Genomic DNA, 17,987 nt, shown 5'->3' with positions numbered 1-17,987 from the left:
GTTTTAGCGATTTGGCAGATCCTGACTAAAGTAGTCGTACAAAATATCCATTATTGCCTCTTCATCATTCCAGGGGCCGGTGGTCAGGCCCAGCCATTCGCGAGCCGGTATGCCATCGTCTTCGCGGCCAAACTGATGCGTAGCCGCGTATTCCATGTTAGAGCCTACCAGCAACTGATCGTCACTGGCATCGTACAGGATGGTGTCATACAGCGTACTACTCTGGCGTAGTATGCGCGTGTCGCCGTTTTTACGCCGTATTGTCTGCGGTGCCAGTGGCTCCCACAACGAGCCATCTGGTGCCAACTCTAACTGAAAGCGCTCCTGTGTTGCCTCTACCATGTATTCGCCGATTTGAGATAGCGCGGGTTTAAGGTTCTGGCTTTGCTGTACCATTTTGTTGATAACATCGGCAATGGCAATAGCACCACTGGCATCAATGCTGATATTGCTGCCGGCCATTACAGCAGCCCCTCGTCATATGCCTGGCGTAATACCTCTTCACTGGCGGCAGCATAGATACCTTCAAACAGTTCAGCGATATAATCCTGCTCTTGGCCGCTGGCCTCGTTATTCAGCTTGTCCAGCTGGCGGATAGTATCCAGCGTTATTTCACCGGCCAGTAACGTCTGGGCTTTTTGCAGTAACATCATCGGGTTTTACTCCTTGCCTTAGTAGCCTTTTCTATTTGCTGTTCCAGGTAGTTATAAAGCTCAGGTTGCCATTGCTTTAAGGCGTCTGGTGCCAGCATCCAGGCGGTGAAGGCCTCGGCAAAGCTCTCGTACTTATTGGTGGCGGCATAGTAAGTTACCCAGCTGGCGTTAGCTGGGTAGTCTGGCGCACCGGCATAGTAATGTACCTGGTGGCCAAGTTCATGCAACCACACTGAGATAAATCTAGCATTGTCACCTAACCTCTGCTCGATCAATGAGCCCACTGTCCAATGCCGCTTGTAGGGGTTGTCAGCTAAGCCAAAGATATGCGGCCCTTTGTTTGCTGCCGCATCCTGGATAACTTCACTGGCCACTTGCTTGACCTTCGCCATGTCTACACTGCTTAGCTTATCGTTAGCTTTGGCTTTAACCACGATATGCTCCCAGCTCATCGCGGTAAAGCCGCCGACGCGGGCAGGGGATCGGCTGGTAAATTTCAGCTGCGCATAGTATTCGTCGACGGCAAGGTACTCAGCTATGGGCTTAGCCAGTGCAGCAGACTTCTTGCCACGGCTCATTTCGGTTTGTTTAACCACTATGGTTTTGGTGGCTTTGGCCTGCATAAAGCCGTTTAGCGCTTCCAGCTGTGGCGCTTCAAGCTTGGTTAGTAGCGCATCTATGCTGTCTGCAGAAACGCCCTTAACCGTACTGAAAGCGCTGGGTACGATACGCTCTGGTAAGCGCTCTGCCAGTTTAGGCTTGGCGGCTACCTGGGCTTTTACCCGCACTACCGGCGAGCTGGTACCCGGTGCATAGTCAAAGCCTGGATCAATGCCTACTGGTACCTGCTGCACTTCACCGGTTTTTTTGTCTACCCAGTCGCGGTATTTAACTTCTGGCTCAGCGCTTACGGTTAAGCCCTTCCGCTTAACACTGGCAGAGGTTTCGCCGAACACTTTGCACTTACAGCCCCAGCCATTTTGCGGGAACCACACTTGCCAGAACGGGCTGCTTTTGGGCAGCACCAGGCCGTCATGCTTTAAGTGGTCTAGCCGTGGGTAAAGACTGTCGCCATGCTTGTAGCGCCAGAACTCAAACTGCTGCAGCTGCTGGTACCGGCCAGCATTGTATGCCTGGCGCATATTGGTACCGTAAATAACATTGGCACGCCAGGCAGCGTCGCCGGTGTGCTCCCAGCCATAGCGTTTTACAATGTCTTTAAACTGGCTTTTAAACCAGGTTAAGCTTTTGCCATTGGCTATTGCCGCATCCACAGCAGATCGCATGTCAGCCAGTAGGTCGGCTTTCATTGCGCCGGCTACCGTAAAGGCGACATCGTTTTGCTGGCGCCAGATGTCTGTCCAGCGCTCACTGGGCAGGTTTATCTTTTTGCGAAAGTACGCAATAGCCGCATCAAAGGGCAAAGAACCATACTCAGCTGTGGCCATTAGTCGCCTTGCTCCACGTCAAAGCGGCCCGCAAGCTCTGCAGCTGCAAAGGCTTGCTGCATGACTTTTGCTAACTCCGTTTCGTCCAGAGAACTTTCCAACGTTAACAGCTCGTCCAGCAACTCTTGCAAGCTGCCGGCCTTGTCTACCATGTCCTGTATGGGCTTTATCAATTTATCAACTGCCGGTTTGGCTTTGCTTTGTAGCTGTTCTAGCAGCTTGTCTGCAGTGTCTGGCTTGTCTTCCGTTACCGCTTTTAGTGCGGCAAAGCCGGTAAGCTGTGCCTGTGGCTGCGGCACGTTCTCCAGCAATTGCAGCACGGGCTCGCCTTCTTTTGGCTGCGGGATCTTGGTTTTTTCATGCAGCCAGCTGGTACCAATTTTCATACCCATGCCAACAAAAGCGCGCAGTGGGTAAGCCAGATCGCGCAGGTCTTCCGGCTCGGTAGTATCAAACACCAGGCGCGGTTTGCGCTTCACGTCACCCGTGTAGCTTTTGCCATTTAGCAGGTACATCGGCAGGATAAGATCACGGTTTAAGGTGCCGGCCAACTGCCGTAAGTCGTGGTCGCGGATTTCCTGGCGAATGCCATCATGCACCTTACCCAGTGCCTGGCTGCCGCTGTTGCCTACTTCTGCGCTGAGTGTCTGCCCTAAAATAACCTTGCTTTGGATACGCTCGCACCAGGCGATCATGGTCATAAAGGGCTCGCCGCCACCTTTGGCCGCTTCGTGAAAATCCAGCTCCATGCCTTTGGGCATTATGCCAGCCCCGTTATGGCCAACGCTGAGCACAGCATTCATCAGGCTGTTTTTCTCTGGACCTGTTGCACCGCTGGGGTATTTACCTACCCGGATAGGAATGCCGTATATCTCCAGAAATTCGGCCAGATCTCGTACTGAATAATTCTTGAAGATAAACGGCCAGGCTAACTGCCGAACCAAGCCCATACGGGCGACATAGCCCGACTTTGCCGGGTGGCGGTGCTGCAGCCAGTTAAGCGGGCGCAGCTCTTCGCCCAGGGCTCCATCGCGCAGTAGCAGCTTGTTCTGGTCGTGTTGATCCAGCGTGAACCAGGACGCCGGCCGATGCTCAAAGCCCATTGGTACCTGATAGCCAGCGTGGCGCTGCCACTCAAATTCAATATTGCTAAAACCTTTATGCACGCCATCAGCCAGGCTAAAAATCACGTCTTCCCAGTCTTCAATATCGCGCAGCATGTCGGCAATATTTGCCGCGTCGGCTTTCTCGGCGGCGCTGGCGTTACGTGGCGGCTCAATGCTGTACGGTACAGTGCTCATTGCCATTTTGCGCTTAAACAGCTCAGCCGCGATATGGCCGTCTTTCTCTTCAATATCTTCGGCCAACCAGCACTGATGCAGCAGGTTGCCTTGTTCGGCTTCGCGCAGGATATTTGCTAGCTTTGCCGGGGTTAAACCACTGCTGGGGTGGTCGGCAAATTCACGCCGCAGCTGCGCTGCATAGGCGTTTTCGTCCTTGGTTTGTTTGGTATTTAGCTGCTTTTCGCGGATACGAAAGCGAACGCCGTTATGCTCGTAAATCATCAGAAACAGCCTCTGTCAAAGGTGGGGTTGTCGTTATCCTGGTAGCGTTCGTCGAACTGGCTAACGGGGATAACCGGGGTAAATGATATTTCGCTGCCATCCATCCAGCTGGCACGAATAGCCATTGCCAACGCAACAGCAAAGTCGCCGTGGCGCTGCTGGCCGTCGCTGCCTTTGCCGCTGCCTTTCTCAATTTGGGGTATGCCGTTGCGGATCTGGATTTTGGTTAAGTCGTCCAGGATATCCATGTGCCTAGGGATTTCGATGTTGCCATCGTCAAACTCGGCTTTTAGCTTTGGCATCCACTCTCGGTACCAGGCGGCGCTTAGCATGACGGTATCAACCATCTGGCTGCCATAGCGTAGCTGTGCAGCCTCGGCCAGGTAACCACCGTTACCCGTAGCGTCAAACGCTGCAGCGGTAAAGCGTGGCAGGCCAGACAGCAGGTAAAACAGGATTTGGCGCTGGGCGTCGTAAGTCGCGTTTACCAGCTCCAGCACAAAGGGCGTGCGCTTGCTTAAGTCGGGCTTTATTTCCAGCGGCACAAAAACCGACAGGTCACCTTTACGGGCAAAGTCTTCGCCAAATACATGGCGGTGCTGCGGGTTTAAACCGACTAAAAGCGGTTTTAAAACGTCGTTACACCATTCATCAACCTGGCGTTTACGGGCATATTCTGGAAGTAACTCAAAGTCTTTTGGGCTGGTAAAACGCACAACCGGAATGCTTTTGTCAGCGACCATAGCGCGCTCTATAAGCACGCGCTTAAGGTAAACACCACTGCCAGCCTTGGGCACACAGAAGTATTCTTCCAGGGCATCTTCTTCTGTGGCGGTGGCTTTGAGTAGGTTTTCCTTCCATTCGTCTTCGGCTTGCTGGCTCCAATCCACTTTACGGATTTGGCAAATGCGGCGGTACAAGCCTTCGCGGCAGGCATCGTCCAGAGTAATAGTGTGAACACTGTATTGTTTTTTACCGGCGCGGCTGTCCTGTATCAACTGATAAAAAAGATTATCAATACCGTTGTGAGTGCTGATTAAGCGCAACTTGCCGCCCCACATGGTTAGAGCATTTGCTGACTTTAGAACTTCCGCCAGACGTTCATGGAAGGCCGCCTCGTCTATGGTAACGTTACCCTGCATACCGCGCAGGTTAGCCGGGTTAGAACTTAGCGCCTGTATCTTAAAGCCACTGGCAAAGTGAATAACAAAGGTCAGGATCTCTTTGCCGTCTTTGCCATCGTCGACAAAGATTTCTTCCTGAATTTCTGAACCGGCTTTATTGAATACCCGCGCCCACATAGCAGCAGCTTCGATAAACTCGCGGGCCATTTCCTTGTTGCTGCCAACATAGAAGTGGTTACAGCCGCCATTGTCACGGCGCAGGCTGGCGCACAGAACCGCGTCGGCAGCCTCTGCCCAGGTTAAGCCGGTACGGCGTGATTTTTCGGCAATCTTAAGCGGGCGATCATCTGCTACCCAGCGCTTTTGGTAGCCCAGTAGCACCTCGACGGGATTAAACTGGGTAACCTGAGCCACATAGGCATCAACGTTATGGCCAACAGCCTGGGCGATAGCGGTTTGCTTCATCAGGCAATACCCAGTATTTCGCGTTTAAGCGCGGCAACGCCTTCAATTGTAAGGCCCTGTTGAGTAGCAACCTTTTCGGCGGCTTCTGCGGCTTCTTCAGCAAACAGTTGGCGGATCTCTTTTTCCCGCTTGTGGCTGTGCATAGCGGCGGCTTCCAGGCGCTGGGCGGCGAGCATGGCGTCTTTGATCATGCCTATGTCCATTTCCTCCGCGCTGGATTGCTGCATCATGGCTTTAAACAGCTGGGTGCGGCCTATCTCCAGAATCATCCGGCTTACGTCACCGGTTGGCTTGTCGCCCAGCTGCGCCACCAAAGCGTTAGAAACCTCGCGTAATTCGCGCAGGTCTTTACCTATGGTTTCCATTTGGGTGCTGTAGCGGTTAAGGCCGGAGCGGCTGATTTTAAGCTGTTCTTTGTCTTGCTCCGGCAGCTGGCTTTGCTCGATCAGGTCGTTAATGTAATCGAGCACTTCTTGCTGGGTTAAGCGGCCATCGCGCAGTTTGGCATCCAGCTCGCGCCGGATCTCTTCTGGCAAGAGGTCTATTTTGCTGCGGCGGCCACGGGTAATTTTATCGTTCATAGCGGGGCTGGCTCCTAAAGTGAAGGGCGTTTGATACCCGGCACCTTTGCGCGGCCATTGGCTACGTCCAGCCCGCGTTCTGTTAGTTTGGCAATACGAATTGAGCCAACCATAGACAGCTTGATAAGGCCTTGTTCCTCCAGCCATGCCAGCTGAGTGCGCAGGCTGTCGCGGCTAATATCCAGCCCAACCATGTTTATGCCGTCGTGTAAAATCGACTCGTTCAGGTCGTAGCCTGCATCCTCTGACAGCAGCCGCAGGACAACCAGGCGCTGGTGTTCTTTCTGTAAATCATCGAGCATGGTTACCCCTTAGTTCATTCTCTATCAGCAGATCTAACTTGTTCTCTATTGCCTTCATGCGCCCGACTGAGCTGTTCAGCGTTGATGACAACCCGCTTAACTCTTTTCCCATCTGGTGCAGTTCCTCCTTGGTAGGCAGGTACTCCAGCCGTACTTGCAGTTTTTCCTGCTCGGCCTCGCTTTTTTTCAGCCTTGCTTCAAGTTCGGCTATGGCCAGTTTGTTTTCACGCGGTGCGCGGCTGATATATACCCACAGGGCTAAACCGCAGGTAAACAGCAGCTGCAGCAGGTCAAACCAAAACCGCAATCCGGTGTAGTTCCAATCAGCCATGTATTTGCTTTTCCTTATGCTCGGTTAGTGTTTGGCAATCAATGCAACGCACGGCGTAGGGCACTTTAGCCAGACGCAGGGCTGGAATTTGGATACTGCAGTCGACGCAATACCTGCCTTGCCCGTCTTGGCACGGCTTTTCTGTCGGGCGTTTAAGCGCTGCTTTAATCGCCTGATCGCGTTGGCGCTGCTCTAACTCGGCAGCTCTGTCTAAAATGTCAGGCATGTACTACTTCCGTTTAATGATTGCGGATAGCGCCCCGGCGGTTTTATCGCCGGACGCTTTGGAATAGGGAGCAAAGCCGTCGATTGTGCGCACGCCCATGTAAGTCAGTGCCGGTGCAAACAACCACAGCAGCACATCAAAGCTGGCACCGTTGCCTGTGCCAACGGCGGCTAAGGCTTCAAAGCCAAAGGCATACAAAACGCTGGCGTACATAGACAGCCTGGCTAGTAAGGGGCGGGTTTGCCTGACGTATTGGTCTTTGGCGTTGTCACCGTTTTGGATGGTGTCTTGCGTTGCCTGGTGGCGTTTGCTGGCTTCTTGCTCCAGTACGGTTCGCATTTCCAGCAGTTCGTCTAGTTCACTAGGGTTAAGCTGGCGCAGGCTTTGCTCCAGCGCGGCCTGTTTGGCTTCGGGGTTTATGTAGTTGTTGCCCACAACGCTAACCACGTCGGCTGCTAAGTCGGCCACTTTGCTTTTGCCAAATTTGTTGCCGATAAACTTAATGGCGTCAGGCCCCAGGGTTAGCAGCGCGCTGGCTAATAGCGATAAGCTCATGGGTTAATCCTTAGTAAGTCGCGTAGGCGTTTGTTGTCACGCAATGCCTGACCAATGTTTTGTGGTGGGTTAATAGCGCGTTGAATATCAACTGCAGTAACGCTGTGCCAGCCGTCAACAAACCTGGCTTGCATCGTAGGGTCGTTGCTGTGCAATGGCGGTGGGCTGCACTGCGTGCCAGCTTTATCGGCCAGTACTTCTGCTTCAAGCCGGCGCTGTTTGCCCTGGTTAAATGACCAATCCCAGTTGCTGCCCATCAGGCGGCTCCCGCGCCGGCGTAGCCAATTTGCCAGCAGGCGTTGGTAAGGTCGCGCAGACGATTAAACCAGCCTTCAATAAACACGCCTTGCCCTGGATTTTTAGCCTGAATGCGTGCATACAGCCTGGCCCGGCGCAAAACGTAACGGGCAACAAGCCATTCTGTGTCGGCTTGTCTGGCGGCCATAAGCGTTTTAGGGCCGACAACTCCGTCTGCAACAAGGCCAAGTATTTCCTGCAGTAACCTGGCTGCGGTGGCGGGGCCGTGCTGCACAGCGCTATCGAACACGGCAACCCCGATACTTCCGGGTAATTCGTGGCAACGGGTAGGCCGCCAATAGTCGCGGTGGTAAAGGAAAGCAGCGCGCTGCTCAGTAAGGTTAAGAATATCTTCACGCGGGTAAGCCCTCTTCGATATACCGAAATTGGTTTCACCGCCCGGATCATCGACGTGGCAAACGTAGCCGCCTTCCTTCGCCAGGACAAAGGCAACAGCATGCTGAAAATCTATGGTGTAAGTGTTAAGTGCGGGTGTTTGCATGGGCGCGATACAGACAGCTAAGGTGTGCTGTCAGTATCGCGTGGGGTATGGGGTTGGCTGGATTAAAGCGTTTTGCTAATTCATTGGATAGTCGACTACTCGCAGTTCGTTAACCAAGTGGGCGTTGTTAATCTCAATTTGTTGAGATAGCGCCGACGCTTTTGCTGGCACCTGTTGCAACCAGATATACTGCTCTTCGTGCCCGATCACTTTTCGGCTGCCTTTGGAAAACATTATAACGTCTGTAAAGCGGCCCTGGCTAAACTCAAAGCCGCCGTTTTTGTCAGTATACAGCATAGCCACGGGCCGGAACGCCGGGTTGCTCCATATCAGAGAATCGAAGCTGCAGGCGTTGTAAATGGTATCCATTTCTTTCCACTGCGGCACCTTATCTGGGCCTTCGCGCATTCTACGTAAATCGAGCTGTGATTTTTCGAGTTCTGTCGGTCCCTGATTACAGTTGCTGTTTAAGCGATTAACGCTTTGCTCATCCCAGGCTTTTAAAAACTGTTTTTTGTCGTACACGCGTACTTCTGTCAAAGGCATGTTTACGGTTTCTTTGCCATTGGTTACCACATAAACCGAGCCGGTAACGGCTACCGGAAGAAATAGCGCGGCTGAAATAGCAGCAATGGCAAGCATGATTATCCATTTCATAGAAGATCCTTTTTATTGAACAAACACAAAGGGTACTGCTATTCGGTAAAAATAAAAAGCCCCGAATTAACGGGGCTTACAACAGCTACAAGTGCTACAACCGGCTTAATGCGTGGGGCTTGTAACGCTGGTAGCAATTGGATCTGGCAGCAGGTGGTAAGTGTAAACGCCTTTAGTTTTGCTGCTTTGCCAGTGTTTTCCTTCGCCGGCATCCAGCTTATTGCGGGCGGTTTTGTCGTCTTGCTCATAACCCAGCACTTCCAGCAAGGCTTTTTTATTGATGCCTGGTTGTTCGGCTATAGCGGCTTTAGCCTGGCTGATAAAATCCAGTTCGTCGGCGCTCATGCGGGCAGCTTCTACGTCTATGCCTTGCAGGGTTAAATCGGCGGTACGTACGCTAAAGGCGCATTCGTTAATGGCGGCGCGCTCTTTGGTTGGGCTAAGTACAAAGGCGATATCGCCAGGGGCTGCGTCTACTTTTTTCAGCCGGTACATATTGTCTACTGAGTTACGAATGTTGTTGCTGCCCTGATAGTTTTTGCCGTCTTTATTGGCATGCGACAAAATCAGGATAGTGGCGCCGGCTTCGCGTAGGTTCATAAACTTATCCATGATGGCCATGGCGCGGGCGTCGTGCATTACATCGCCCATGTTGCGCAGGCTGTCTACCAGGATAAGGGTGTCGGCGTATGCATTGCCGATGGCTTTCTCGTTTAAAGCGTCTAGCATTTCAGCGCCTGACATAGTGGTTTTACTGCGCTGCACGTAGTAAATATTGCGCAGGCCGATCAGCTTTTCTTGTACGCCACGGTCTTTCAATACGTTTAACGGGTTGTCAAAATCGAGGTAGATCACCTTTTGCAAGCTGCTGCATGCCTTGGCCACAGCAAAGGCCAGCCAGCTTTTACCCATACCGCCATCGGCGTATACCAGGGTAATCATATTTTTAGCCAAAAACCCCGGAATAAGAAATTCCGTTTGTTGCTCAAAATCGCTGTGCCGCAGGGTTTGGCTTAGTAAAAAATCGAACATGGTTTGTCCTTAAAATAAGTTGAATTGGCGGCGGGCGCGCTCGGCCTGCGTTTGTTCTTTGATGATGGCGTAAATTTGCACGTCAGTTAGGCGGTGTTCTACCCGCAGCTTTTCGATGGACGCGCCACGGTTATGGGCGTTGTAAATGGCAATATTGCGCAGCATGGTTTTAAGCTTATCGTTGCGCGGTATGTAGGTTTGTATACCGCCCAAGTAATTGGCCAGCTCTACCACCAGGCGCTGCGCGTGCTGCTCAGGGTGTTTTACTGCGCCTTTTAACTCGGCTTCAAACAGGGCCACCAGGCTTTGCAGCATGGCCGGTAAGCGATTAAACACATCTGCCCGTAGCTCTGGCGGCAGATTGTCTATGTCGGTTAATAGCTGCTGCAGGTCTTCGCTATCAGCAAAGGCGTCTAATTGCTGTTCAATCATTTGGTACCTCGTACACTTTGCCACCCAACTTGCGCATGCGTTCTTGAAACAGGCGGCGGTCTTCATCGGCGTTGGTTGCCGTTTGCGCTTTGTATTCAATGGTGCTGCCTGCCGGTGTTTCAGCGGCTATTTGGCCCAGGCGGGCAGTAAGTACTTTGCGCAGGTAGTTGTGGTTGGTTAACTGTTTGCCGGTGCCGTTAATGCGGCTTTGCTGCAGGCTGGCAACAGTTTGCTCCAGCGCGTCTGCAAGGGCGTTGTGGTTATTGGTTAATGCCAGTGTTTCCTGCACCAGGGTCAGCGCTTTAGTGTTGCTTAAGTCTTGCTTAGCTGGCCGAAACAACGCCAGATACGCCACCATATTGCCGCCCAGTTTGTAATTCATACGGGCAAACTGGCCCAGCAACTGGCGGCCAGCATCGTCGGCCACCAGTTGATCCAGATGGATATTTGCATGGCAAACAGGGCAACGGCTTAACTTCATAGCATCGCCCCGTTGATGCGCTCCCAGCGTTCCAGCAACTGTTTGTAACTGTCTTTGGGTTCTGGTTGGTAACCGCGCTTTTTCAGGTCTTCAAACAGACAACGTCGCGCCCAGCGCTTAAGGCTATTAAGCGTTTTGGCGGCGTCTTCGCCCTGCAGCCATTGCACTTCGGCAATACCGGCACCGCCGTTAGCTTGGGCTGTCATGCGCTGCACCCAGCTGTTAAGGGCGGTTTCGCTGCCATCCTTAATAAACTCAGCGCGGTGCATAAAAATCCACAGCGCGCGTATAGCGCTGCGCTCGTCCTTCGGGCCTTTGGCAGTGCTAGGGCTTAAACGGCCTTTAACTGCTTTTTTAACCGGTTTAAAACCGAGTTTTACAAAGGCTTCCAGTACGGTTTCCAGCTCCGGTACCGACATATCGCTGCAGCTTTTTTTGCCGTTGCCGTAGTGCGCCAGATTAGCGCGGTAGCTGTCTTCGTCCATACCCAGCTGAGTGCGGGCGATGTGGATCATTGGCACCAGCTGGCGGCGCGGGTTGTGTTTAGTTGCTGTCATTTGGCACCTGCCTGCAGCCTAACGTCTGCAAACACACGCTGTACCCGAGCGACTAATTGCGCTTGGAATTGCTCTTGTGTTGTAGGTTCGCCCGGTTGGCATAAGCTTGCTGTAAAGTCGCCAACTTCACTGATAATCAAGCGTTCGGTAAGGTCTAATGTGCCCTGAATATTTTTGATGTATGTCTTAATTGCTGGCACTACGGAATCACCAATCCCGCCAATACCCTGTTGCTGGCAAAATTCGTTAAGCTCTACGGTTAGAGCAGTGTTACGTTTATGGGCGTCAGCTGAATTTAGGTTTTTAGCTGCAAGTTCATATTGCTCCTTAAAGCAAACAAACTCACTTACCTTGGGATAATCGCTTTGGGCAAAGTAGTAACCCTCGGTTTTATTCCAGTACAGCGCGTCAAACACGCTGCCCCATGCAGGGCCGCGCTCTGCAATTGCTTCTCGTATTGTTTTCATTGTGTCTCCGGCTGCTCATCAGTACCGGTGAACCACCACCGGCAGACGTAACCGCTTGCGCGGTACGTTTCGCTTAGGTGGTTAATTCCTTTAGCTCTACGGCGTCGTAGTCTGCTACTTCAACTGATGCAGCAATAACTCTGATACCAGTGTTTTCCGGCCATCCTTCCTCCTTGAATAAATCTCTTGTCCAAATCTTTCCCGAATCTTCGTTTGATTCGTGAAACGTGGCCCCATAACTATTGAGCATTAAGTTAATAAACATGGTTCCAGCAAAACGGATAACCGCCTTTACGTGAGAGCCATTTTCTTGATCCGCTCTATCTTCCGAACCACTCCAGAAGGTGTTTATCTCGTTTGCTAACTCTGGTGTCAGCACATCGTGGTCAACCTCAAGTGTTACCTCCCAGTCGTACCATTCACCTGCTACTTTGTACTTTTTGATATTGCTCATAATTTTTCCTTATTAGCTGCTCATCAGTGCCTGGCCACCGCGCCAGGCAGACGCCCCAAACTGCTGGGCGTTTCGCTATGGGTTTAAGGCGTCTTTAAGTTGTTGCGATGGTTTAAACACCGGCTTAACGCAGGCTGGTTGGTGCGTTGGCTGGCCGCTTACCGGATGCTTGCCGGTGCGCGCGGCTGCCTGGCGTGCGCTAAAGGTGCCAAAGCCCTGAATGGCCACGCTGTTGTTAACCTGCAGCTGCAGGGTGATGATGTTCAGCAGGCTGTTTACGGCGCGTTCTGCGCCGGCTTTGGTTAAGCCGGCCTCAATGGCCAGCTGCTGGATCAGTTGTGATTTGTTCATCGCTTAGTCCTCGTCCATGGTGTGGTTTGGGTGCTGGGTAACTATCAGCTGCACCTGGGTTTTAGGGCGTTCTGATACAAAGCTGCCCAGCCAGGTCGGTAGGTGGTTGTCTTCGCTGGAATCCAAGTAATGCAATGACGAACGCACCAGGTTGGCGAAGGTTGGCGATTCACGGCAGATTTGCATTAGCAAATCGTTTTCGTATTCGTCGTCCACCAGTGGTACTTCGCGCCAGTGGTCGTAAACCTTTTCGGCTTTAACTTTGCCGGCTACCCATTGCTGTAAAACGTTCTCGTCTTGTGTGTTCAAATCCATCTGATTGTCCTCAACTGTTTGCGGCTCTGGCCCGCCAAGCGCCCACATAAGCGCATCGGCTACGCCGTCTTCATAAGTTTTGCCAGGCTGGTTAGTGCCGTACTGTTCGATGATGCTGAGCGCTACAGCAATTTCCTGCTGCATGCGCTCCTGTGTTGGGAATACCCGCTGGGCTTGTGGCTGTGGCTGGCTCATAACGACACCGCCGCTAAATCTAAAGGGATTTGCTGATACTGGTCGGTATCGCCAACACGCTTGTACACGCGCACATAGGCTTTACTGCCCACCACTTGAATGGCTTCGCCGATGGCTGTCATGGCTTTTAGCCAGCGTGCGTCGGTGATGTCTAAACGGCGAAGGCCCAGCACGCGGGTGGTGCTGATATTGCCTTGCTTATCGGCATCAAAAGCGCCGTTAACAATGGCTTTTAGCTCTGAGCTTGCGTTGGTTGTCCAGTCTTTTAAACACTCGTCAATTAAGGCTTTGGCAGCCTGCAGGCGCTCGTCAAAGCTGATGGTTTCGTTAATGGCGCGCACTATCTTGTACTGGCCGTCGAAGCTGTACAGCGTAACGTTGCCTTTTTTGCCGCCGATGTTTGCGTCGTACTGCTCTGCCGATAGCTGCACAAAGGCGGCGATATCAGCAAAAGCGGTTTGTTTAAATGCCCCCAGTGCGGTGCTAAGTGCTTCTGACTTAGCCACCAATTCTTTCACCAATGCGTCACGCGCCTGGTCAACGGGCTTTACTTTATCTTCCGGAATTAATGAGCCTTTGGCGTCTTTCCAGTAACCGGCTGGGATAGTGTTTTGTTGGTTCATGGTGGTTTCCTTAATTTGCCTGGTGCCAGTGAACAAGGCACTCGCCAACACGGGCGGAATAGCCGAAGTAACGCTGGCCGTTTTTGTTTTGAATGAGTTGGATTGCGGTGCGCTGCAGCAGCGGGCAAGCCACGTCGATGGTTATGATCGGGCGCTTCTTCGCCTGGTGTACGTCAAGCACCTTGCAGCCCTGTTGCGCCAACCAGTGGCGGGCACGCTCTACCTGAAAACTGATAAGTTCGCTCATGGTTTATTAGCCTTGTTTAATGGGCAGGTTTGGCAGGCTTTCCACAGCTTTACCCGCTGTGGATTAGTTGCCGCGAAGGGTTTGCTTTGCTCAGTGGCGCAGCGCTGTACTGTGATGCTGCCAAGCACGGGGCACAGCACTTTGTCGCTGCTGTAAGCCTCGGTAACTTTGGTGGCAATGTTGCCTAGGTTGCCGGGGTACTTCTCATTAAGTACCTGGCTGAGCGTGGTTTTGCTGATGCCTAAATCCGCTTCCACTCTGCGGCGGCCCAGCTCTTCACATTTCTGCTGTAGCAGTTCAAACCATTGCATGGTTCAGATCCTTCTGTGGTTTTGCGGTGCGTTTTTCGGGCATTGGCACCAACTTTTTCAGGTTTTGGTCGTACAGGCCCGTGGGGCGTATAACCGGATATTTGTGACCGGTGTTCTTAAGTAACCGGTACCGCACTGCAAAGCCTTTGCGCTGCGACATACTGGCTTTGCGGCGTTGTGGGCGGGTGATAAACACGTATTCGTAGCGCACTAAATCTGACAGAAAGCGCTCTACACTTGACCGGCTGCACTCGGCATTGGCCTGTAAATCTGCAACGGTGAAGTCGGTTAAAAAACGCATGGCTTGCCACAGCTTTTGCCGGATGCTTTTAGGGCGCTCTGCCGTTTGGTTTTTGCCTGGCAAGTGTGGTGCTGCATCTTTTACCGCCTGGTACACCACGGGCTTTACGCCTGTGCTGATTGTTGTAATTGCTTTTAAATCCTGCAGATGGCTGATAACCATCTGCGCTGATTTCAAACTCACATCCATGTGCTCAGCCAGTTCGGCGCTGCCGAAGTCTGGCTGTTGTTTTATCCACTCCCAGCTACGCTGGCTGAGTGTTTTATTATTCATTGCGCACGGTTCCGCTATTAGTTCACGCTTGGGAAAAACGGCTGGTTGCCCCACTGGCTGGCGTTAATGCTTTCCAGGCCATTTGAGCGGGCAAAGGCTTCAATGGTGTTTAAGCCAGTGTGGATGCGGCGAAAATTGCCTTTTGATTCCTGCAGAAGTTCAGCCAGTAAGCAGGGCGCAATGCTGGTATCAGTTACCAGTTCGCTGGCCATAGTGGTGATGTCGTCCATATCGGCTGGCTGAAACTCGATATGCTGGGAAATGCGGCTGTACAGCTGCTCTAAACGCTTTACCTTTTTAGGCAGTTGGTTGTAGCCGATTAGGATGATTGGCACGTTAGCCAGGTCATAAATATCACGGATGGTTTCAAGCACATCCTGGCGATCGGCGATGTAGTCGCACTCGTCAATGAATAGCGGCTTACCGGTTATTGCCAGCTCATGCACGATAAAATTGAGCATGTCGGCTTTACGTTGGCGTTTTTCCAGCCCCAGCTCCTGTGCCAGGCGCTCCAGAAATGTGCTCAGGGAGTCAGATTTTAAACACCGCACCAGGATGCCATCTGCCTGAACAAACAGATAACTACCCGCTGTGGTTTTACCTAAGCCCGCCTGGCCGGTAAACATGGCAATTGATGGCGTGTTGTGAAGCGCAGCCTCGATAAGATGCTGGTACGCATCGAATGCGGCCAGTACGTTTTTGGTTTTTGCTACTGCTGTTTTCATTGGTGTATCTCCGTTACTTAATGGCTTTTTTGCTGGTTAATATTTCGTCGAGAACGCGAGCGGCCACTTTGCTGCGGCTGCGGTAGGCGTGTAGCCAGGCTTTTTCGACGGCGGGTAATTCGGTGTTTATGCTGAGTTCTGTCAGATAACGAGCTTTGTGAGAATCGCTGGTAAATACCGGCGCATTGTCTTTGCGTTCCAACGCTTCCAGTTCCTGGCGGCGTTGTTCAAAAACGTTTAACTGTTGTTCTGAATAGCCGGTTGCCGGTGCTTTGCTGGCGTCAATGGCAGCTTGCGCGGCTTGGGTAAGGTTGGTTGATACCTGTTCGCTGCGCTTTGGCATGGCTGCCAGATTGCCGTTTTGTTCGGTTTTAGCGTTCAGGATGCGCTGCGCAATATCGCCAACCTGATGCTGTTTAATGGCCTTTTTAAACTCGGCGCGGCGTTCACGCTGTTGCTGGCGCTGGATGGCGCGGGCCTGCAGGGCTATGTCTTGCAGTTCAAGGCCATTGCCTGCTATTTCAGGGTTAACCGCTTCACATATAAAGTGGTGTTTAAGGGCGTGGAATACATAAATTTTGCCGATGTCTTTCGGGTTCCAGCGGCAGTAAACACGCTCGCCAATGTACGCGCCCAGCTCGGGATGCACATAGCTGCCCCCTTCAACACTAATGCCATCAGATTTGGTAACTGTGCGGTAGCCTTTGTTGCCTGGCACCGGAGCCAGCAGAATGTCCAGAATGTGTTTATCGTCCAGCCGCTTAACCTGTTGCTGGTGGCTTACAAACTGCTCAAACGGACTGCAGCCTAAAGTGCTGTGCTTGGCGTGGTGGTAATGGTCGTTTACCCACTGATTAATAAAGGCTTCAAATTGCTCAGCAGTTAGGTCCACATTCAAGGCAATTTTGTCTTCGCCTTTTTTGCGGCGCTCTAGCAGCCTTTGCTCAAAGGTTAAGCGGGCATTTATCTTTTGCCTGTCGGCAACGCAGTGGCCAACATAGCCTTGGCATAACTCAGCTATGCCGTGGCTGAAAGTGCGGAAAAAACGTTCTATAAACGGCTTCTCCCAGCCGCTATAAGGGTTTGTTATGTCGTGCTCAATGCCAAGAGCATCCCAAACGCTGCTGATGTGATTACTGGTGTAGTCTGAACCGTTGTCGGTGCGGGCTATTTCTGGCAGGCCCCAGTCCAGAATGGTTTCGCGGATCAGTAATGATATAGCTGCTGCGTTTGATGTTGGGCGCAAGATGCACTTAACGCGGCGGGTAAATACGTCGATAACGCCAACGATACTGTAGCGGCCATCTTTTAGCATGACGTCTGCCGGCGTGCTGTCGAATTCCCACAATTGGTTGATGCGTGACACGGCAAAGGCTTTATTGCCAAAGGCCACCATGCGTTTGTTTTGCCAGCCGCTGGGGTCAACCAGTGACATAAACAATTCTTGGTTTTCATCTTTCCAACGTTTTAACCAAACGCGGCAGGTAGCGGCTGCCGGCACGGTGTACTCGCCGCCGAACTCGGTTTGCAGAGCTTCGTGCAGAGCTTCGCCTTTGATGTGCGGGTATTCGTGGATCAGCGCCAGGCAGAAAGTTTTAATTTCCGGCGTGGAATCTATCAGGCCGGTTCCTTTGTTCTGGCCGTAGTTACCAGCCAGTGCTGTTAAGCCGTTCTTTTCGTAGTCAGCTTCCCAACGGGTTAGGGTGCTAAAACCAATGCTGGGCTTTAACGCATAAACGTGCGCCGGTACCGGCGTTAAACCGTTGTTGTATTGGGTGCAAAACAGTCGCCAGGCTTTAACCTTGGCTAAGCCCGTTTCTTTCTGGAACAGTCGCGCAGCAGTCAGGATGGCAAACGCTGCCTCGGCCCGCTCTTTAGCCGCGCCGGTAAGGCCGGCAATGTTTCTCAGGGCTGTTTGCTTGCGTTCCTGATTAACTGATTGGGTAAGCTCGCTGCGGTTAATGATGTTAGCTGCGGCTGCTTTGGCTTTATGTTCAGCTGTAACAGTGTTGGTAACTGCAGCGGCTGGCTTAGCAATAAGCGCTACACGTACATCATCAGGCAAACCGTTCATCAGATAGTGCGGGATTTGGCCGCCACGGCCTGAACGCAATTCGTGGGCCCATTGTTCTTTGTTTGCCCGAATACGAATTGTTCTGTCAGCGACACCCAGGGCCGCTGCAATTTGCTTTGCAGTGTAAGCCTGAGTCATTTTTTGCCGCCTGTGTATTCTATTGCTATATCAATAGGATGTTTTTTTGTTATGCTTCGTTTGCCTTTACGACGCGAGCTTTTACCTTCGCTGTTGTATCGTGATGGCCAGATAACTTGAGGATCAACACCAATAGCTGCAGCGATAATGCGCTCAGCATTGGGGTAGGGACGTTGTAAAGCTTGCCCCAGAGTGTTTGGAGATAGATTGTGCTCTTCGGATAATTGCCGAAGCGATTTGTTAGCACGTATCTTTAGCTCTGCGATAATTTTTGCATTGTGCCAGTCCATATCGGCCATTTTTTT

The 17,987-nt window shown here is 52.1% G+C and carries 28 protein-coding genes and 2 other RNA genes; all 30 read right to left on the bottom strand.

What is annotated here, in order from left to right; genetic code table 11:
• Positions 1-3 precede the first annotated feature (3 nt).
• The 30 genes from ACYVIC_RS18325 to ACYVIC_RS18180 all read right to left on the bottom strand — a co-directional run bounded on the left by ACYVIC_RS18325 (position 4) and on the right by ACYVIC_RS18180 (position 17,981).
• Positions 4-462, bottom strand: a complete 459-nt coding sequence (locus ACYVIC_RS18325) for a phage virion morphogenesis protein (RefSeq protein WP_460862276.1) — start codon at positions 460-462, stop codon at positions 4-6.
• Positions 462-653 carry a hypothetical protein gene (locus tag ACYVIC_RS18320; protein ID WP_460862274.1) on the bottom strand — a complete coding sequence of 64 codons (192 nt, stop codon included), beginning with the start codon at positions 651-653 and terminating at the stop codon, positions 462-464. The genes ACYVIC_RS18325 and ACYVIC_RS18320 overlap by 1 nt, the downstream gene beginning before the upstream one ends.
• On the bottom strand, positions 650-2,101 hold the full coding sequence (locus ACYVIC_RS18315) for a phage minor head protein (RefSeq protein ID WP_460862273.1): 1,452 nt from the start codon (positions 2,099-2,101) through the stop codon (positions 650-652). Before ACYVIC_RS18315 ends, ACYVIC_RS18320 begins: the two co-directional genes overlap by 4 nt.
• A complete protein-coding gene (locus ACYVIC_RS18310) occupies positions 2,101-3,666 on the bottom strand; it encodes a DUF935 domain-containing protein (RefSeq protein ID WP_460862271.1) in 1,566 nt (521 codons plus the stop codon). The genes ACYVIC_RS18315 and ACYVIC_RS18310 overlap by 1 nt, the downstream gene beginning before the upstream one ends.
• The gene (locus tag ACYVIC_RS18305; protein ID WP_460862270.1) at positions 3,666-5,255 is read right to left on the bottom strand and encodes a hypothetical protein; all 1,590 of its coding nucleotides are present in this window, start codon (positions 5,253-5,255) and stop codon (positions 3,666-3,668) included. Before ACYVIC_RS18305 ends, ACYVIC_RS18310 begins: the two co-directional genes overlap by 1 nt.
• Positions 5,255-5,836: a DUF3486 family protein gene (locus ACYVIC_RS18300; protein WP_460862268.1), complete on the bottom strand. Its 582-nt coding sequence runs from the start codon at positions 5,834-5,836 to the stop codon at positions 5,255-5,257. The genes ACYVIC_RS18305 and ACYVIC_RS18300 overlap by 1 nt, the downstream gene beginning before the upstream one ends.
• A 14-nt stretch (positions 5,837-5,850) precedes the next feature.
• On the bottom strand, positions 5,851-6,138 hold the full coding sequence (locus ACYVIC_RS18295) for a VpaChn25_0724 family phage protein (protein WP_460862266.1): 288 nt from the start codon (positions 6,136-6,138) through the stop codon (positions 5,851-5,853).
• On the bottom strand, positions 6,128-6,469 hold the full coding sequence (locus tag ACYVIC_RS18290; protein ID WP_460862264.1) for a DUF2730 family protein: 342 nt from the start codon (positions 6,467-6,469) through the stop codon (positions 6,128-6,130). Before ACYVIC_RS18290 ends, ACYVIC_RS18295 begins: the two co-directional genes overlap by 11 nt.
• A complete protein-coding gene (locus ACYVIC_RS18285) occupies positions 6,462-6,695 on the bottom strand; it encodes a TraR/DksA C4-type zinc finger protein (RefSeq protein WP_460862263.1) in 234 nt (77 codons plus the stop codon). The genes ACYVIC_RS18290 and ACYVIC_RS18285 overlap by 8 nt, the downstream gene beginning before the upstream one ends.
• Positions 6,696-6,698: 3 nt before the next feature.
• Entirely contained in the window at positions 6,699-7,250 is a 552-nt protein-coding gene (locus tag ACYVIC_RS18280) for a hypothetical protein (RefSeq protein WP_460862262.1), read from the bottom strand.
• Positions 7,247-7,507 (bottom strand): hypothetical protein, encoded by a 261-nt coding sequence (locus ACYVIC_RS18275; protein ID WP_460862260.1) that lies wholly within the window; start codon positions 7,505-7,507, stop codon positions 7,247-7,249. Before ACYVIC_RS18275 ends, ACYVIC_RS18280 begins: the two co-directional genes overlap by 4 nt.
• A complete protein-coding gene (locus ACYVIC_RS18270; protein WP_460862259.1) occupies positions 7,507-8,049 on the bottom strand; it encodes a glycoside hydrolase family 108 protein in 543 nt (180 codons plus the stop codon). Before ACYVIC_RS18270 ends, ACYVIC_RS18275 begins: the two co-directional genes overlap by 1 nt.
• A gap of 75 nt (positions 8,050-8,124) precedes the next feature.
• Positions 8,125-8,706, bottom strand: coding sequence for a hypothetical protein (locus ACYVIC_RS18265; protein ID WP_460862257.1), 582 nt, complete (start codon positions 8,704-8,706; stop codon positions 8,125-8,127).
• Positions 8,707-8,811: 105 nt separating this feature from the next.
• Positions 8,812-9,738: an AAA family ATPase gene (locus tag ACYVIC_RS18260; protein WP_460862255.1), complete on the bottom strand. Its 927-nt coding sequence runs from the start codon at positions 9,736-9,738 to the stop codon at positions 8,812-8,814.
• A gap of 9 nt (positions 9,739-9,747) precedes the next feature.
• Complete coding sequence (locus tag ACYVIC_RS18255) at positions 9,748-10,170, bottom strand: Mor transcription activator family protein (RefSeq protein ID WP_460862254.1); 423 nt, start codon at positions 10,168-10,170, stop codon at positions 9,748-9,750.
• Positions 10,163-10,651: a hypothetical protein gene (locus tag ACYVIC_RS18250; protein ID WP_460862252.1), complete on the bottom strand. Its 489-nt coding sequence runs from the start codon at positions 10,649-10,651 to the stop codon at positions 10,163-10,165. The genes ACYVIC_RS18255 and ACYVIC_RS18250 overlap by 8 nt, the downstream gene beginning before the upstream one ends.
• Positions 10,648-11,208: a gp16 family protein gene (locus ACYVIC_RS18245; protein ID WP_460862251.1), complete on the bottom strand. Its 561-nt coding sequence runs from the start codon at positions 11,206-11,208 to the stop codon at positions 10,648-10,650. The genes ACYVIC_RS18250 and ACYVIC_RS18245 overlap by 4 nt, the downstream gene beginning before the upstream one ends.
• Positions 11,205-11,675, bottom strand: a complete 471-nt coding sequence (locus tag ACYVIC_RS18240; RefSeq protein ID WP_460862248.1) for a hypothetical protein — start codon at positions 11,673-11,675, stop codon at positions 11,205-11,207. Before ACYVIC_RS18240 ends, ACYVIC_RS18245 begins: the two co-directional genes overlap by 4 nt.
• A gap of 5 nt (positions 11,676-11,680) precedes the next feature.
• An RNA gene (locus tag ACYVIC_RS18235) (hammerhead ribozyme type II) lies at positions 11,681-11,750 on the bottom strand.
• A complete protein-coding gene (locus ACYVIC_RS18230) occupies positions 11,749-12,129 on the bottom strand; it encodes a DUF2528 family protein (protein WP_460862247.1) in 381 nt (126 codons plus the stop codon). The genes ACYVIC_RS18235 and ACYVIC_RS18230 overlap by 2 nt, the downstream gene beginning before the upstream one ends.
• 10 nt (positions 12,130-12,139) lie before the next feature.
• An RNA gene (locus ACYVIC_RS18225) (hammerhead ribozyme type II) lies at positions 12,140-12,207 on the bottom strand.
• A complete protein-coding gene (locus tag ACYVIC_RS18220) occupies positions 12,205-12,480 on the bottom strand; it encodes an HU family DNA-binding protein (protein ID WP_460862244.1) in 276 nt (91 codons plus the stop codon). The genes ACYVIC_RS18225 and ACYVIC_RS18220 overlap by 3 nt, the downstream gene beginning before the upstream one ends.
• A 3-nt stretch (positions 12,481-12,483) precedes the next feature.
• A complete protein-coding gene (locus ACYVIC_RS18215) occupies positions 12,484-12,990 on the bottom strand; it encodes a hypothetical protein (RefSeq protein ID WP_460862241.1) in 507 nt (168 codons plus the stop codon).
• The gene (locus tag ACYVIC_RS18210; RefSeq protein WP_460862240.1) at positions 12,987-13,613 is read right to left on the bottom strand and encodes a DUF3164 family protein; all 627 of its coding nucleotides are present in this window, start codon (positions 13,611-13,613) and stop codon (positions 12,987-12,989) included. The genes ACYVIC_RS18215 and ACYVIC_RS18210 overlap by 4 nt, the downstream gene beginning before the upstream one ends.
• A gap of 10 nt (positions 13,614-13,623) precedes the next feature.
• Positions 13,624-13,860, bottom strand: coding sequence for a hypothetical protein (locus ACYVIC_RS18205; protein ID WP_460862238.1), 237 nt, complete (start codon positions 13,858-13,860; stop codon positions 13,624-13,626).
• Positions 13,857-14,171, bottom strand: coding sequence for a hypothetical protein (locus ACYVIC_RS18200; protein ID WP_460862237.1), 315 nt, complete (start codon positions 14,169-14,171; stop codon positions 13,857-13,859). Before ACYVIC_RS18200 ends, ACYVIC_RS18205 begins: the two co-directional genes overlap by 4 nt.
• Entirely contained in the window at positions 14,158-14,745 is a 588-nt protein-coding gene (locus ACYVIC_RS18195) for a hypothetical protein (protein ID WP_460862235.1), read from the bottom strand. Before ACYVIC_RS18195 ends, ACYVIC_RS18200 begins: the two co-directional genes overlap by 14 nt.
• Positions 14,746-14,762: 17 nt before the next feature.
• The gene (locus ACYVIC_RS18190; RefSeq protein WP_460862233.1) at positions 14,763-15,470 is read right to left on the bottom strand and encodes an AAA family ATPase; all 708 of its coding nucleotides are present in this window, start codon (positions 15,468-15,470) and stop codon (positions 14,763-14,765) included.
• 13 nt (positions 15,471-15,483) lie between these two features.
• Positions 15,484-17,682 carry a transposase gene (locus ACYVIC_RS18185; RefSeq protein ID WP_460862229.1) on the bottom strand — a complete coding sequence of 733 codons (2,199 nt, stop codon included), beginning with the start codon at positions 17,680-17,682 and terminating at the stop codon, positions 15,484-15,486.
• The gene (locus ACYVIC_RS18180; RefSeq protein WP_460862227.1) at positions 17,679-17,981 is read right to left on the bottom strand and encodes a helix-turn-helix domain-containing protein; all 303 of its coding nucleotides are present in this window, start codon (positions 17,979-17,981) and stop codon (positions 17,679-17,681) included. Before ACYVIC_RS18180 ends, ACYVIC_RS18185 begins: the two co-directional genes overlap by 4 nt.
• Positions 17,982-17,987: the final 6 nt, after the last annotated feature.

The sequence above is a fragment of the Rheinheimera gaetbuli genome (assembly GCF_054781935.1).
Note: the sequence above shows the minus strand (reverse complement) of the source record. Positions and strands in the feature narration are given on the sequence as shown.